Source organism: Mesorhizobium sp. STM 4661, assembly GCF_000359125.1.
Lineage (GTDB): Bacteria > Pseudomonadota > Alphaproteobacteria > Rhizobiales > Rhizobiaceae > Mesorhizobium.
This window is the reverse complement of the sequence record NZ_CAAF010000073.1, coordinates 274,555-289,055: the sequence shown is the minus strand read 5'-3', so window position 1 is coordinate 289,055 and position 14,501 is coordinate 274,555. Positions and strand designations below refer to the sequence as shown.

At 58.7% G+C, this 14,501-nt stretch carries 14 protein-coding genes and 1 pseudogene; 8 read left to right on the top strand and 7 right to left on the bottom strand.

Annotated elements, in window-relative coordinates; translation table 11 throughout:
• Positions 1-133 precede the first annotated feature (133 nt).
• Positions 134-493 (bottom strand): hypothetical protein, encoded by a 360-nt coding sequence (locus MESS4_RS25630; protein ID WP_006337286.1) that lies wholly within the window; start codon positions 491-493, stop codon positions 134-136.
• Between the two features lie 1,443 nt (positions 494-1,936).
• Positions 1,937-2,161 (bottom strand): hypothetical protein, encoded by a 225-nt coding sequence (locus MESS4_RS25620; RefSeq protein ID WP_006337281.1) that lies wholly within the window; start codon positions 2,159-2,161, stop codon positions 1,937-1,939.
• 195 nt (positions 2,162-2,356) lie between these two features.
• On the opposite strand from MESS4_RS25620, the gene MESS4_RS25615 reads away from it, so the two are divergent.
• Entirely contained in the window at positions 2,357-2,551 is a 195-nt protein-coding gene (locus MESS4_RS25615) for a DUF982 domain-containing protein (RefSeq protein ID WP_006337279.1), read from the top strand.
• Positions 2,552-2,859: 308 nt separating this feature from the next.
• Entirely contained in the window at positions 2,860-3,081 is a 222-nt protein-coding gene (locus MESS4_RS25610) for a DUF768 domain-containing protein (RefSeq protein ID WP_006337278.1), read from the top strand.
• 40 nt (positions 3,082-3,121) lie between these two features.
• Here MESS4_RS25610 and MESS4_RS25605 read toward each other — a convergent pair whose 3' ends face one another.
• Together MESS4_RS25605 and MESS4_RS25600 are read right to left on the bottom strand one after the other, a co-directional pair.
• Positions 3,122-3,406 carry a DUF982 domain-containing protein gene (locus MESS4_RS25605; protein ID WP_006337277.1) on the bottom strand — a complete coding sequence of 95 codons (285 nt, stop codon included), beginning with the start codon at positions 3,404-3,406 and terminating at the stop codon, positions 3,122-3,124.
• Between the two features lie 22 nt (positions 3,407-3,428).
• Positions 3,429-3,731, bottom strand: coding sequence for a DUF982 domain-containing protein (locus tag MESS4_RS25600; protein ID WP_006337276.1), 303 nt, complete (start codon positions 3,729-3,731; stop codon positions 3,429-3,431).
• Positions 3,732-3,877: 146 nt separating this feature from the next.
• On the opposite strand from MESS4_RS25600, the pseudogene MESS4_RS25595 reads away from it, so the two are divergent.
• Positions 3,878-4,460 (top strand): annotated as a pseudogene (locus tag MESS4_RS25595) (SOS response-associated peptidase family protein).
• Between the two features lie 322 nt (positions 4,461-4,782).
• Here MESS4_RS25595 and MESS4_RS34120 read toward each other — a convergent pair.
• Positions 4,783-4,953: a hypothetical protein gene (locus MESS4_RS34120; RefSeq protein ID WP_198292801.1), complete on the bottom strand. Its 171-nt coding sequence runs from the start codon at positions 4,951-4,953 to the stop codon at positions 4,783-4,785.
• 266 nt (positions 4,954-5,219) lie between these two features.
• Positions 5,220-5,699, bottom strand: a complete 480-nt coding sequence (locus MESS4_RS25585; RefSeq protein ID WP_006337274.1) for a pyridoxamine 5'-phosphate oxidase family protein — start codon at positions 5,697-5,699, stop codon at positions 5,220-5,222.
• 951 nt (positions 5,700-6,650) lie between these two features.
• Between MESS4_RS25585 and MESS4_RS25580 the strand changes: the two genes are divergently transcribed.
• A complete protein-coding gene (locus MESS4_RS25580) occupies positions 6,651-9,803 on the top strand; it encodes a GAF domain-containing protein (RefSeq protein WP_006337271.1) in 3,153 nt (1,050 codons plus the stop codon).
• A gap of 272 nt (positions 9,804-10,075) precedes the next feature.
• On the opposite strand, the gene MESS4_RS25575 is transcribed toward MESS4_RS25580, so the two are convergent.
• Positions 10,076-10,279, bottom strand: coding sequence for a CsbD family protein (locus MESS4_RS25575; RefSeq protein WP_006337269.1), 204 nt, complete (start codon positions 10,277-10,279; stop codon positions 10,076-10,078).
• A 249-nt stretch (positions 10,280-10,528) separates the two neighbouring features.
• On the opposite strand from MESS4_RS25575, the gene MESS4_RS25570 reads away from it, so the two are divergent.
• The 4 genes from MESS4_RS25570 (at position 10,529) to MESS4_RS25550 (ending at position 14,462) form a co-directional block, all read left to right on the top strand.
• A complete protein-coding gene (locus MESS4_RS25570) occupies positions 10,529-10,849 on the top strand; it encodes a hypothetical protein (protein ID WP_006337268.1) in 321 nt (106 codons plus the stop codon).
• Between the two features lie 90 nt (positions 10,850-10,939).
• Positions 10,940-11,749 (top strand): methyltransferase, encoded by an 810-nt coding sequence (locus tag MESS4_RS25565; protein WP_006337267.1) that lies wholly within the window; start codon positions 10,940-10,942, stop codon positions 11,747-11,749.
• A gap of 1,066 nt (positions 11,750-12,815) precedes the next feature.
• The gene (locus MESS4_RS25555) at positions 12,816-13,478 is read left to right on the top strand and encodes a hypothetical protein (protein WP_244441215.1); all 663 of its coding nucleotides are present in this window, start codon (positions 12,816-12,818) and stop codon (positions 13,476-13,478) included.
• 792 nt (positions 13,479-14,270) lie between these two features.
• Positions 14,271-14,462 (top strand): CsbD family protein, encoded by a 192-nt coding sequence (locus MESS4_RS25550; RefSeq protein ID WP_036242091.1) that lies wholly within the window; start codon positions 14,271-14,273, stop codon positions 14,460-14,462.
• Positions 14,463-14,501 lie beyond the last annotated feature (39 nt).

The following is a 14,501-nucleotide window of genomic DNA, read 5'->3' as shown; positions in this document are numbered from 1 at the left end:
AACACGCCGACCCGAAAGAGATCAAGGCGAGGTTGGCCAAGGTTGAAGCAGAAGCCGCCGGGCGCCCCGGAGATCGCGCAAGTCCGTCATAATAAAACCAGCGCCTTGAGTGACGAAAGCGGCATTTCTGATCTTAGAGGTCAATTCCGCCGCGCTTGCACAGATCGATGACCGTAACTCGAGTGGCTTCGTCCTTGCCTAAGAGAACCAACATGAAGCGGCCACCAGGTTCCATGACTCCGATAAACGGAATTGAGCCGGCTTCTGCCCCGATCACAAAGCCACAGACGTTCAGCAAGTCTTTATCGGTGCGTGTAGCCTGCACTCCGGAAAATTGGGCCGATGATGGAACTTTCGAAACCTGTCGGACGGCGGCCTCCATAGTCTCCACTTCCGAGTGTGAAAGTGGATAGAATTCCCCATGCTCAATCTCGCCGGCATGGACCGCCCCCGCGCCGCCAGCGAAGATAATGCCCGCCAAAAGCCGCCGCATGAATTCCTCCCTATCGTCCTACACAGCATCGCGTAAAGGCTGCCATTATTGGCCCTGGGCAAAACAGAACTCATATACGCGTCGCAGATCCTCGTCGGTCACCCTGACCCAGATATGCTCGGCAGTGCGAACTCTTACTTTGCGGCCAGTAGCGTCGCGCGCTGCCTCCTCTGGCGTTCCGGCCCTGACCACGTGCCACGTGGTGATCGCATCGCCGATCATCTGTTCAACATAGTATTCTCGCACGGGACACCCGTTTAGATCGACCTAGAATTGAACATTCCACCATGCCACATGTTCCAAGCGGGTGATTGATTTTTAGGGTCGGAAGTAAACCGATGTTTGCATACTAGCGGGCGAATCAATTCGCTAACCGGCAGTTAAGGACCTAGTTTTCAGTATCGCCCGCACCTTGCACGGCAAACGGACGCTTGGAAGCCAACTTAGGTGCTCCGCCATACCTGGGTCGGCACCAATACTGGCCCTCGAACCGACCGAGCTTGACGAGATCGACCCCGACATTTCTGAACGGGATCACCGCCCGCGAGAGATGCCGCGTCGAGCTGCCGATTGGCCTCTAGAAATTGCTGGCTGCATTTTGTTGATCGATCGCTCTGGAACAAAAACTGCGAGACAATGTTGGGGAGACGTCGGGAGCCCCCGTCAGGCAACCGATAGGCGACCTACAGACCCAACCCATTCTTCGGTCGCTTGGGAGCCCGTCGTTGCTTACGGGCTTTTTTCTGCTTTAGCGGAACCTGATATTTAGCGATTGGTTTCAATAGCGGCAGCACCCCTCGCTGCTGGTCAAGAACGGCAAACCTTGATCGGGCCCGCTTCCCTGCCAGAGAGGCGGGCCCACCGGGCTGCGACCGCAGGAACGCCAAGTACGAACGAGCCACCAGTAAGAGGCAGCGGGCTCTTTCTTTATGCCGCTCGGCGATAGCCGGCCGCAAAGTCCTCATGGGCGACCGTGAATTCAAACACGGCGGACGCTGTTTCATCGACCACTCGAAACCAATGCCCTTCGGAGGTTCGGGGCGCTATCGGCGCCCCGTGGCACCCTCCACGGCAGCGATTGCTGAAGTGGCTGTGACGGCGCTTCGAGCGACAACTTGATCGTCGACCATCTCCTCGACTTGGTAGGTTGCCATAGGCGTCTCCTTTGGATGGGAAAAGCGCGCTTGCTCCGCGAACGTTCGACAGAGTTGCCGGGGCAAATCAGGCGTCGTGATCAAGCGAGCGTGACCTGCGCAGGGGGTGAAATGATCGCCTCGTGTGCAGGCGGGCAATTGCGACGTTTCCTAATTTTCGGGACTGTCCGGGTGCTTGGCGATAAGCTCCCTGACCTCCGGGTCGTCGGGCATTGTTGTTTTCTCCTGCCCTGAAAACAGAGATGCAAGCTTAAAGTTTCCCGGCGGCAGCAGGTATAGGCCAACCGCCCTAACTGGCATCGGTTGCCGGAGTTGGATCGAGTTGCTTGGCCGCAGGGCTGCCACCGGACTTTTGTGCCTGCACTATCCTGGCCACTCTCAGCATAGCTCCGCGATGGGGTCCTACCAGCTCGATGAGCATCAGCGCCTCGTCAACGGTAATCCCAGTCTCTCGGGCGAGCGCATTCGCCTGAACTTCCTTTTTGCGATCAAGGTCGGCCAGTTCGTTGCCCATTCCCCGTAGCCCCTGCGCTATCAAGCTAGGAACGCCAGAGTTGTTCCCACGAAGTTATGTCGAGTACATTTCTGGAACCTAATATAGCCGTGCGAATTGAGTTGCGTTCGGGTTCGGGAGGGTTGCGTGCAGGACCAGCGTTTCGAGGAGCCGGTGCGGGTAGCGCTCGGCAGGTCGAGAAACACCGTCTAAGCAGTGGAACGGGTTGCCCAGGCCGCCGACATCCTTCTAAATCGGTGGCCGGCGAAAACAGGTAAGAAGCATATCGCGGCGGGAAAGGCCTGTCTTGGCGCTCTTGAAGGGCTGAAGGAAGCGCGTTTTGCCCGGGCCGCGTTCATCAACGCCGCGATTGAAGCGGACATCCTGGTTGAGCGGGATCCGTTTAGGTGACGTCTGGCGCGCCCATAGGTCATTGCGCCATTTACGGGGAGGGCAATGCAAATGGCGGTGGCTAAGAGTGACCAGGAGCGTGTCACACTTGGATGTATGGCGTTCAGGCGCGAAAGGACGGCAAGGAGCGTGAAGTTCCGCCGTTTTGGAAGAATACGCCGACGCGTGGCTCCGAGGCTTTGACGCGTGCCCGTGGCAGGTGTTGGTAAGGCCAAGCCCGTGGGTGACCGGCTGGAGGCAGAGCTTGACGAAACCGGCGTCAGCGAGCCGCCCGCCGGAACCTAATGCCGTCAGCCGGCTTAAGTGCGATGAGCAAACGCGGCATTAACTTCCTGCACAAGTGGATTGAAAACAACGTTCCCGAGACGGCGAAAGCTGATGTGGTTTCGATCGACGAGCTGACGCACAAACTGATTGCTGACGCCAAATCGGTCGGGATCAAGCGCGACGAAATCGACGAGGACGTCGACAGTCTCTACCGGACAATCCTCGATGCTATCATCCATTTTACCCCGGGGCTGCCGGAGTAGCGCTGGGCGGCAGCGTGACCACTGCCGCCCTATATGGGCCTCAAGCGTGGTGTGCACGCGGTCCAGCCGTCATGACCGGCATCGCGATATCCTCCATCAGGATATCCTTTTTCCGGGCAAAGGCGACAAACACCCCACGCGCGGTTTCGGCGTCAACGTCACCGGTCAGCGCGGCCTTGCAAGCACGAACGGCAGCCCTTTGTTCAGGACTGTTTCCGCACCATTCCTGCGCAAACTGGTAGGCGTCGATGACGGTGTTCAGTTGACGGGGAAAACCAAGGCCGACCCATACCCGGATCGGCTTTTCGAACGGCTTCGAAAGCATCATGACCTCCCATTTGAAGCGGTTAGGTGGCCAAGCCACCGCTGTGACCGGACTTAACGGCCATCCAGGGCAGTGGAGTCGCGACTTCCTCAAGGATTCTAGCAGCCTTTGCGAAGCCGGCGAATGCCTGCCTTGCCGCGGACAACGGGTAGTCACCGTCGAACGCTCTTTGGCAGGCACGAAGAGCCGTATCGTAAATAGGCCCGCGGCGGTTCCTGGGCCACTCGTAGAGAAATTCCAGCGCGTCTTCGAGGCAAGCAATCTCTTGGATGAGACTGGTTCCGTCCTTCACGAAAACGGGGCTATCGAACATCCGATCGTTCATCAGATCCTCCAAGTCGAACGAATTGTCCTGTTTCTGAATAGGCGCAAGCCACCAGCGGCCTTCGCCCGCGATCGATATGTGTTTCCTCCTGGTCCTCGTCAAGATATGCCATGGGTCTGTCGGAGATCACAGATCCGGAGCCTTTCATGTGCAATGACTACGAGCAGCATATCGCCTGGGCCGAATATTGCCGGATGATGGAGTCGCTGGCACTCAAGATCCCCGCCCACCAGACCGAGCTCGATCTACCCAAGGCGGATGACATTCGCATCAACGACCCCGCGCCCATCATGCGCGCCGCCGGCGACACCATCGAACTGGCCTCGATGACCTTCGGTTTTCCGCCGTCCGGACCAAAAGGCGGACCTGTCTTCAACTTCCGCTCCGAGGGCCGCCAGTTCGGCAACAGCAAGCGCTGTCTCGTTCCCGCGTCGGCGTTCTTCGAATTTACCGGCACTAAGTACCCCAAAGCGAAACATCGATTCACTCTGAACGGCTCTCCGTTCATGGTCATAGCGGGGCTTTGGCGAGAAGGTGTCGGCAACAAGCCGCCTACCTTCACTATGCTGACGACCGATCCCGGACCGGATGTCGCGCCGGCAGGTCGTGGTGCTTCAGCCTGAGAACTGGACGGCTTGGATCAATCTGACGAAGCCAGAGGCCGAGCTTTTGCGACCCCTGCCAACAGGCTCGCTCGCTGCCGAGACGGTGCGCGCCGAACGCGCATGACTCAATTGCGCAGGATCTCGGCCACGCTCAGCGGCCGCAGCTCCAGAATGCTCTCATAGTTACCCTGGCCGGCGCTGGACGGCGTGCGCGCCCATTCTCCCGGTCTCGCCTCGGATCGAATATGACCCCGTCAAGGAAGGCCGCCGCCGCCTCTCGATCGGCGAAGCAGTGTAGCCGTCACTGTTCCTACTTGCCGTCCCCCCAAATCGCGATCACCGATCCTGTCCGACACGAGGCCTCTACTCGTTGTCAGCTCTACGGCATCCGCTGCACAGGATGCGGCGCTCCCTCGCGTATTGCAGTTGTTCTCAGAGGTATTCCCTCAACGATCCTGCTGCCGATCCTCCGAAGACGTTTGTTTGTTCGACCACCAAATCACGTACATCGATCCGATCTTCACAACCGGGACGCGCCGTTCGCGTTCGCGAGTCCGCAGTTCTCGATAGGTCTTCACCTTCAGGGTGCCTTTCGGCAACTTGATCCGTAACGCCATCTGATTTTCCATGATTTGTGCAGCGCAGCATGCTGGTTCCAAGAACGCAGGTCAATTCACGACTTGCTGAATATGCATTGTGCGCCGATCTCGGGCTAACCGATCCGCTTCGTGAAGTCGTGGCGGCGCCAGCGAACATGTGAGAGCAAGTTCGTTTCGTTGACGATGCCGGCTTGGAAGAGAGTTAGCGTGGTCGAGGCCAGAATCTCGTCGTCTAGTAAGGTCTTGTCCCATTTGGCGTCGGCGGTAACTTGGTCGACCGCCCGCTACGTCAGTCTCACCTTTGCCACGCTGTCCTTGAAGTCTTCCTTGGGATCCCCCATGCCGAGGAACATCTTTATTCCGGCCACGACGCTGGAAGCATCTTTCCAGATCTCGGCCTGGGTCGGATCGAACCGCAGCAGACAGAGTTTGGGATCGTCCTTCCCTTGCTCAAACCAGGCCGCGACAAAGCGATTCCACAGTCGATCGATTGTGGCGCGGTCATTGTCGGTCTGTAGAGTACCGTGGACAGTCGCGAAAAGGTCATGGCCTTTCGCCGCGTAAACAAGGGTCGCTGCTTTGACGCTTGAGGCGTTTTCTGCAAGTTCGGTATCCTTGGCGGTGAAGAAGTAAATGACCTTCCGATCACCGTCGAACTGCGCTGTCATGGGCCGAGGATCAACGCCGGGAACCCCGACCATGGCCGTCATATCTGACCGGATTGACTTCCAGAACTGTCCTTCGAATTCGTGATTGTCGTGCATATCGTGGCTCCTGTGAGACAGCCAAACGCCGCGGTGTTGCCAAGGTTCCTATTCTTGCTGGAATCGGACGCCGGAGCGCAGCCGGGCCACGTTATATAGGACGGCGACATCATGGCCCGCTGATTGCGTGAGCACTCACCGTACCTGCCTGAGCTTTCGCCTGGCTTCTTTGATCGCAGTTTTCTCTGAGCCGGTTGAGAAGGACTTGCGTCGCATCGCCGCATCTTCCTAGGCGCATGGCCAGTGCCTCAATCGTCCACATGTCGACCCGGCGATCTCGCTGCTTTCGGGAGAGCATCGCTTGCGGTCGTGGAAAGAGCTGCTCCTTGCCATTCGTCGTCCATCCTAATGCCCCTGGAAGGGCAAGTCGGAATGATTCGGAACGATTGAGATTTCTGGCCGACGCGGTGGTGAGGGTGTGACGGCGGAAAAGGGCGGGGGGCGCTCAGCATTTGCTTGAGGGAAGCTCATGCTCCGCCGTCACCAGCCTCAACCGTTTCGACCGCCGATGGTTCCAGCGACAATGCAACACCGCACGAGGTGACGACGAACAAGTCCAAGACCCCATCACCGTTGACCGCAATCAACGGCCAACACCGCGAGTTTGATCAGTTAGCTGTGGCTGTAACGCCTGTTGTGACGCGGCCGCGTGGCCAGCGTTTTGTGGCGTTACTTCTTCTTTCCTGTGTTGAACAGTGGGGAGCAGATCCTCGGTTGCCGGCTGCTCAAGCATTGGATTTGGCGGCATTGCAAAGTGTTGAGGCATGGCGCGGGCTCCATCAGTTTCGATCTATCGAACGACCGGAGCCAATGTTGAGTTCCAGCGGCTGCTTGACGTCAGTGCTTGAGGAAATCCTTGCAGTGGCCCGGTCCGGCCGGGCTGTCAGCAACTCACGATGGAACCTTTGAAGGGCAAGACGCATTAAAGGCGTTGCATCAACCGGGGCTATGATGGGGGTCAAAGTCGACCACGATATCGAGGCAAGCCTACAGCGCTCCGAGCTTCTGGCGGTGCTGGGCGATTGCATTCGAGAAATTAACGACCCCGGTGAACTGGCTTATGCAGCCGCAGAGTTGCTTGGCCGACAATTCAACGTCAGCCGCGCCGGCTACGGTACGATTGATCTCGAGCGCGAGACGATTACCATCGAAAGGGATTGGAACGCGCCGGGCATAAAGAGCTTGGCGGGAATTCTTCACTTTCGGGATTACGGCTCATATATCGAAGACCTGAAACGTGGCGAGACGGTCGTTTTCGACGATGCGGAAATTGATATACGCACGAAAGACCATGCCGACGCATTGAAGGCGATCAGCGCTCAATCCGTGATCAACATGCCGGTGACAGAGCATGGCGGCCTAGTTGCGTTGCTCTATCTGAATCACGCTGAGCCTCGGCAGTGGACACCCAAGGAAATCGAACTGATTTCCGAAGTTGCGAACCGCATGCGCACCGCGACCGAGCGGTTGCGTGCCGAGCGGGGCCTGCGCGACAGCGCCGAGCGACTGACCTTTCTCGATTTGCTCGGCAAGGAAACCGCTGATGCGACCGACGCCGACGCCGTCATGCAAGTCACAACCCGCCTGCTCGGAGAACACCTTTGTGTCTCCATCTGCGCCTACGCAGACATGGAGTCGGATCAGGACCATTTCAACATCCGCGGCGACTGGAGTGCCCCGGGTTCGCCCAGTATCGTCGGCTACTACAGCTTGGCGGATTTCGGGCGTCTGGCTGTAGCCAACCTGAGCGCCGGCCGGCCGCTTGTAATCAACGATAACCTCGCGGAACTGGCGCCCGACGAAGCAAAGACGTTCCAGGATATTGGTATCGCGGCAACCATCAGCATGCCGCTGGTCAAGCAGGGTCGGCTGACCGCTTTGATGGCGATCCACGACAAGCAACCTCGTTTGTGGTCGCAACGCGAACTGGCCTTGTTGACTGAGGTGACAGAACGCTGCTGGGCCCACATAGAGCGGGTGCGCTCCGAGCAGGCGGCCAGGGCTAGCGAGGAGCGTCTGCGGCTGGCGACAGACGCGGCCGCCATCGGTACATGGGACTATGACCCCGTGAGGAGGGATCTCCGATGGGACGACAGGTGCAAGGCTCTGTTCGGGCTACCACCCGACGCTGAGGTCACCTATGAGGACGCATTTTTGGCGGGTTTGCATCCCGAAGATCGAGATCGGGCGGACGAGGCGGTGCGGCGAGCGCTCACGCCCGGAGCAACTTCGCGGTATGACATCGAGTATCGCACCATCGGCCTGCGCGACGGAAAAGAGCGGTGGATCGCAGCCACGGGCGACGCATTCTTTGAAGACGGAAGAGCGGTCCGCTTCATCGGTACCGTTATCAATATAACCTCGCGAAAGCGGGCGCAGCGCCATCTCCAGATCATGAACGCCACAGCAGCCGCGGTGGCGGCGGAGCTCGATCTGGAACGAATCGTGCAGACAGTCACGGACGCCGGCGTGGAATTGTCGGGAGCCCAATTCGGGGCGTTCTTTTATAACGTGATCGACGATCAGGGCGGCAGCTACATGCTCTACGCTTTGTCAGGCGCGTCCCGCTCGGCCTTCGAGAACTACCCGATGCCCCGCAATACCGCCGTCTTCGCACCCACTTTTATTGGAAGCGGCGTGGTTCGCTCCGACGACATCCTGCAAGACCCCCGCTATGGCAGGAACTCACCAAACAAGGGAATGCCGAAGGGTCATCTTCCAGTACGCTCTTATCTGGCGGTGCCTGTCGCATCGCGCTCAGGCGAAGTGCTTGGTGGGCTATTCTTCGGGCATGCCGAAACCGGCGTTTTCGGAGCCGAACACGAGTCCGCGCTACTCGGACTTGCAGGACATGCCGCGACTGCAATAGACAATTCCCGATTGTTCAAGGCGCTGCAGACCCTCAACGCCACGCTCGAGCAACGCGTGCTTGAGGCTGTTGCCGAGCGTGCCAGAGCGGAAGAGCATCTTCGGCAAGCACAGAAGATGGAAGCTGTCGGCCAACTCACCGGTGGGATAGCGCACGACTTCAACAACATGCTTGCGGTTATCATCGGTGGCCTTAACCTTGTGCAACGCAAGCTCAGAAAGGGTGATACGAACGTCCAGAGTTTTGTTGAGGGGGCGATAGAGGGCGCGCAACGTGCGGCGGAACTTACCAAGCGGCTTCTGGCTTTTGCGCGTCAGCAACCGCTAGCGCCGAAACGCCTCAATCCAAACCGTTTGGTTGGCGGCATGAGCGAATTGCTGAGCCGGACGCTTGGCGAAACCATTGAGGTTGAGACTGTGCTCGCCGCAGGCCTGTGGCAGGTGAAGGTCGATTCTGCGCAGCTTGAAAACGCTCTCCTAAACCTGTCGGTCAATGCCCGTGATGCGATGCCTGCGGGCGGAAAGTTGACCATCGAGACGTCTAACGCTCATATCGATGACCGATATGCGAGAGAAAACGCAATCGCCTCCGGCCAATATGTGCTTATTGCCGTCACCGACACCGGGACCGGAATGTCGGAGGATGTCAGGGCCAAAGCATTCGATCCGTTTTTCACCACCAAGGGCGTTGGCAAGGGGACGGGCCTGGGACTCAGCCAAGTCTATGGCTTCGTGCGGCAATCAGGCGGTAGCGTGAAAATCTACTCAGAACCAGGCCACGGAACTACTTTGAAAATTTACCTGCCGCGCTCGTATGACGGGGTGGCGGAGGAAACTGTCTCGAGACCGACAGAGGAGCATCCGGGCCGCGCGGATGAAGTCATTATGGTTGTCGAGGACGAGGAACGTGTCCGTCTGATGGCAGCCGAGGCGCTGCGCGAGTTGGGCTATTCGGTCCTTGAGATGCCCGGTCCGCGAGAAGCGCTGGACGCAGTCCAAAAAGGGCAAGTGCCGTCGCTCCTGTTTACGGATGTCGTGATGCCGGAGATGTCGGGACGTGAACTGGTGGACAAGGTCAAGGCGACACATCCTGACCTCAAAATTCTCTATACTACCGGCTACACGCGCAACGCCTTTGTCCACAACGGAACTCTGGACTTTGGGACAGAGCTCCTAAGCAAGCCCTACACCATCGACGAATTGGCGGAGAAGGTTCGCGCGATCCTCGACCGGTAGGAGGCGTTCGGAAATTCTCTTCCACGATATTCGGTCCGGGAGGCGGTGGTCGGCCACACCGCGGAGGAAAAGCCCAGCGCAGGCCAGGCCGATTGGTTTGCCCCACCGTCAGCCCCTCACCACTGCGTCACATCACGATACGGGAGCGGTCTCGGCAATCAGGCCCGCCACTGAACGCCAGAAGGTGCAGACGCCGGCCCCGCTATCGCTGCCACAAAAAGGGGGCGCTGCCTTATGACAGCGCCCCCTATACTTTTGATTAAAGGCGATCGCTACCAGCCCTGCTGACCATACCAATCATCGACATCCTTCCGGACGCGATCCTTCTCGATACCGTAGCGTTCCTGGATCTTGCCTTCGAGCTGGTCGCGCTTTCCCGCGATCCGATCGAGATCGTCGTCAGTGAGCTTACCCCACTGTTCCTTGACCTTGCCTTTGACCTGCTTCCAGTTTCCTTCGACGCGGTTCCAATCCATGGTCCGTAACCTCCATTGTTTCAGAGAAACTGAAACGGGTGTCAGCCCGGGAGGTTCCGATTAAATCAAAGGTTCAATTGAGCAAAAAGCGCGGCAGACGTAGAGCCTTGCAACAACCCACATGTCGATGAGGATTCCAGTGTATCGCTCCGGACCAGGGCCAATCGCTCGCGGCCGTAGATTCGAACGTGCTCGCGCAGGAACCGAACAGCCATCCCGGCATTGAGGGGACACATCTGGGAGGCTCAAATGCAGATCGTTCGAACTGAAGTGGCCAAAGCTACTGCACTGGACGGGCAACAGGTCCTCCGCGTCATCTTTTGCGGCGAGGGTGGCGAGTGTGTCACCGTGGATATGGCGAACGGCGATGGCACAGATGGTGATCCCGCCGCGCTAGACCGAGCGAAAGCGATTTTGATCCAGACCGCTACATTCGGCCTTGCCGCTAACGATTACGACGCAACAAGCAACGGCAATTTTGATGAGGTCGCGGTTACGTCCGCGAGCGATGAAACTGGCGACGTGTATATTTTTGAATATCGGGGCGCAATCACGACCTCCCCGAAATGAAAAGCGTTTGCGTTGCTTCGCCGGCCGCTGTGAGCTTGCACGAGTCGACGCATTGGGCTCGATGCGATACGCTCGGCTGGAGGCCCGGTGATGACGACGGACGACCAGACGTACGCGTTCAAGAATGCGCTCGATGCCCAGGGCGAGCGTCTGAGGACCCTTGAGACGCTGTTCGACCCGGGCACCATCCGCTGCCTAGAAGCGCGAGGGGTGGGGCCGGGCTGGCGTTGCGCGGAGGTGGGTGCGGGCGGCGGCTCGATCGCCGCGTGGCTGTGCCACCGCGTCGGTCCCGAGGGGTCGGTGCTTGCAACCGACCTCGACACGACGGTCCTGCGCGAACTGGCGCACCCGGAGCTTGAGGTTCGCGTCCACGACCTGCTCACCGACGAACTGCCCAAGGATGAGTTCGACCTCGTCCATCTGCGGCTGGTCCTGGGATGGCTGGGCGATCCCCGCTCCGTGCTGCCGCGGCTGATCGGCGCTCTCAGGCCGGGCGGCTGGATCGTCGCCGAAGAGATCGACTTCGTGTCGGCGGTGGCCGATCCCCGGATGGAGGCCGAGGCAGCCGCGTTGTTCGAACGCGTCCTGCACGAGCATAACGCGGTGCTCGCTGCGCAGCACCGCTTCAACCCGTTCTATGGCCGCCGCGTCGCGGGTGACCTCGCCGACGCCGGGCTCGCGGAGGTCGGGTGCGAGGGCCGGACGACGATGTGGTGCGGGGGCGAAGCCGGTGGTCGCATCTGGCGGCTCACATTGGCCCAGCTGCGCGAGTCGATGATTGCCGCAGGGCGCATGACCGCGTCCGAGATCGACGAGGCGATGGCGCTGTGCGATAACCCCCGTCTGAGCATGCTAGCGCCGGTCGTGATGGCAGCCTGGGGCCGGCGCGGGGTCGCGTAGTCCCAGCTTTCCGGCGCGGGGGACTCTGGCGCCGGCCGCTACTTCCTGGCAGAACGTATCGCCAATCTTGAAAGCCGCATTGCGAGGCGTGACGACGAGATTGCCGAACTCAAGGAGGGTCGCTCGACAGGAGATGAAGCAAACTTGCAGATGGTGCCTTTAATGGCCGCCACTGCCGAATGGGGAGATGAAGAGAGCGCATTCGCTAGTAGCCTGTTCGCACGCACCGAAGAAAAAATACGCCTTTGTCAGTCCTAAGGTGAAGGGTGCCTGCGGCGCCATTTGCTGCAGCCGATCTGACGACGGTGTACGGCGGCCGCGTTGATCTGATGAAGCTCAAGTTCGATTGCAGCCGCTCGAAGCCACAGATCAAGATCACGCTGCTGAGGTCCATCCCGAACATCTGCCAAATCGGTTGATGGTGCACAAGCCGATAAAGATCGATGGCAATATTAAGTGGTTCACTGAACGGTTTCGTGGATGAGCATATCGGTCACTGCATGCCCTGCGGCTAGGCAAGGTTATTGCGACAGCCGCAGGGCCTGGCCGGCGATCTCTGGCGGGGGGCGCCGGCCTGTGTACATGGGCTGATGCAAATTCGATGCGAAACATCCGATCGAATTAAGCGCCGACAGACAACGCTGACCCGAAATGGGTCACATCGCTTGGCATCGCAATTGCAAGGATTTTGTAGGGGGCTTTGCGGGGTGGAGGGCTCGTCGGTTCGCAAATGGGCCGGCGGGCTCTCTCGCAGATAGGCAGCAGAGCAGCATTTGCCCCAATGATCGGAGTTTAATAATGCCAAGCTACGTCGTCGAAGAAATACACGACAGTGCGGTAACAGCGTCTCAAGGCATTGTCGCGCCTTCGGCGTTGAGAGCTGCCGCCAACGCGACTGGCCGCCTGATCACCCTGTGGTCTGGCGAACCAGCTTGTGTGCGGGTGACTGAAATAGGGATGCGGCGCTCACACACTTACGCTTATTGCACTAGTTTCTAAGGGCGAGCCTCTTGACGCTATGCCCTTCGGCTGCGCCTTCAATTAACCGCTTGTTGAAGTCCAGTAGATGAAAGACCTATTTAACGCCATGACCGGGCGTCAGAAAATGGGTTTGGCTGAGACACTGATCAAAGAGTGGACGCTACCCGCCGCCTCCACGCTTGGATCGTCGGTGAGGGCCAAAGGAATTCTTCTCGAAGTTCGTACCCGTCTTCCATTGGCAGCGAGAAAGTGGCTCAAAGTCGAGGCTGGAGCACTCGTCTTGCGCGTGGCGGAGGGCGCCGATGATGATGATATTCAGTCGTCTTCGGCAAAAGTGTCCAAGACGCTCGAGGACATCGAAGGCCTGCCCGTCATTCCCCGTGAGGTTGAGGACATCCTGACGATCTCAGCGACCGAACGGCATCGGTGGCTTAAGGATGGTCGCTTGCAAACCGCCGGCACACGGACGGTGAAACTTCGAGGGCGCGCAAGGAAGATAACCTTTCACGTGTTCGACCCACGTCACATCGAGGACGTGCTTGATCGTGACCTGGTTGCAGTCTGGCGCGAAGAAGACGCCAAGACTGCTGCGGAGAACAGGCGAAGGGCCGCCGGGAAGGCGGCCTTGACCAAGGCGCGAAAGACCAGCCGCAGTGACCCATCTCCAACTGACAACATGCGGGACGAGATTTCGCGTCAGAAACTGCGGGGCTGGGAAGAGTTCGATAGCGATGGGCTACTCCGCTGACCCTGCGTCGGTGGCGAAGAAGACACATGCACCGTTTGAACGATGCACATCGACGCCGCTATTGGGTACAGTAAGGGTTGCCCTCCTTTCATCGCTCGAAAGGCGAAGCCGGCATGCGAGAAACGTAACTCAGAATGGTAAGCGAATCTCGTCGGTCGGCGCGGGCAATGGCCAACCGATGTCCTTCTGAACCTCAGGCGGCAGGCTGTTCAATGCGCGTATCGTCTTTTTGTTGGCGCGAGCACGCCGAAGCGCGGCCCTAATACGACTGAGGCTTTTAAACATGGACCCGTTAGCTCCTAGGTTCGGGGGCGAAGAGCCTTCCCTGTGATCTTGGTGCTGGATTTGCGCCGAGTTTATATCCAAGCAATTGCGCGAAAGCGGTGAAGCGCTTCACAAAACAGGTACTCACAATGAAATTTGCTCACGAACAACGAAATTGATTGCGCCCTTGTAGCGGGACGTCGCCAGACAAGGCTTGTTGAGGCCGTGTGGCATATGAGGACGAGGTTGACCGCTTCTTAGCTAGGCCAGCGCCATATTAGCGGCAGTGAAAGTTGGTCAGCGTCTCACAGGGATCCAAGCCGCCTGCTACCTTCCCCGCCAACACAGATTTCGCATCCGTTGGGCTACCATATGCGGGACTTAGACCTCCCAATTGGGGTCGTTGCAGATGATGTCACACTGGGCTGTTCGCTAACGGCTCATGCTTTTGGGAAACGGAACCAATTGCCGATCTCCAGCTTTCATTCAGGCGCACTACTCGCCGCAGCAACAAAAAGGGGTCCCTGCATGGCAAGCACATCCGACAAGATCAAAGGCAAAGCTAATGAGGTCGCCGGTAAGGCACGTCAGGTTGTTGGGAAAGCCGCAGACAATCATGAGGAGCAGATGAAGGGCAAGGTCCGGGAAACCAAAGGCAAAGCCCAGGTCCTCAAGGGCGAAGTAAAGGATGCGGTGAAAAAGGTCGTCGATAAGGCTTAGGTTACAAGCTGCTTTCACCTTCCAGCCCGCGGAGACGCG

Excerpts from the sequence above, each read along its gene's own strand:
- MESS4_RS25630 (WP_006337286.1), bottom strand. The coding sequence starts at position 493 with ATGCGGCGGCTTTTGGCGGGCATTATCTTCGCTGGCGGCGCGGGGGCG.
- MESS4_RS25620 (WP_006337281.1), bottom strand. The coding sequence starts at position 2,161 with ATGGGCAACGAACTGGCCGACCTTGATCGCAAAAAGGAAGTTCAGGCG.
- MESS4_RS25610 (WP_006337278.1), top strand. The coding sequence starts at position 2,860 with ATGAGCAAACGCGGCATTAACTTCCTGCACAAGTGGATTGAAAACAAC.
- MESS4_RS25605 (WP_006337277.1), bottom strand. The coding sequence starts at position 3,406 with ATGCTTTCGAAGCCGTTCGAAAAGCCGATCCGGGTATGGGTCGGCCTT.
- MESS4_RS25600 (WP_006337276.1), bottom strand. The coding sequence starts at position 3,731 with ATGAACGATCGGATGTTCGATAGCCCCGTTTTCGTGAAGGACGGAACC.
- MESS4_RS34120 (WP_198292801.1), bottom strand. The coding sequence starts at position 4,953 with ATGGCGTTACGGATCAAGTTGCCGAAAGGCACCCTGAAGGTGAAGACC.
- MESS4_RS25585 (WP_006337274.1), bottom strand. The coding sequence starts at position 5,699 with ATGCACGACAATCACGAATTCGAAGGACAGTTCTGGAAGTCAATCCGG.
- MESS4_RS25580 (WP_006337271.1), top strand. The coding sequence starts at position 6,651 with ATGGGGGTCAAAGTCGACCACGATATCGAGGCAAGCCTACAGCGCTCC.
- MESS4_RS25575 (WP_006337269.1), bottom strand. The coding sequence starts at position 10,279 with ATGGATTGGAACCGCGTCGAAGGAAACTGGAAGCAGGTCAAAGGCAAG.
- MESS4_RS25570 (WP_006337268.1), top strand. The coding sequence starts at position 10,529 with ATGCAGATCGTTCGAACTGAAGTGGCCAAAGCTACTGCACTGGACGGG.
- MESS4_RS25565 (WP_006337267.1), top strand. The coding sequence starts at position 10,940 with ATGACGACGGACGACCAGACGTACGCGTTCAAGAATGCGCTCGATGCC.
- MESS4_RS25555 (WP_244441215.1), top strand. The coding sequence starts at position 12,816 with ATGAAAGACCTATTTAACGCCATGACCGGGCGTCAGAAAATGGGTTTG.
- MESS4_RS25550 (WP_036242091.1), top strand. The coding sequence starts at position 14,271 with ATGGCAAGCACATCCGACAAGATCAAAGGCAAAGCTAATGAGGTCGCC.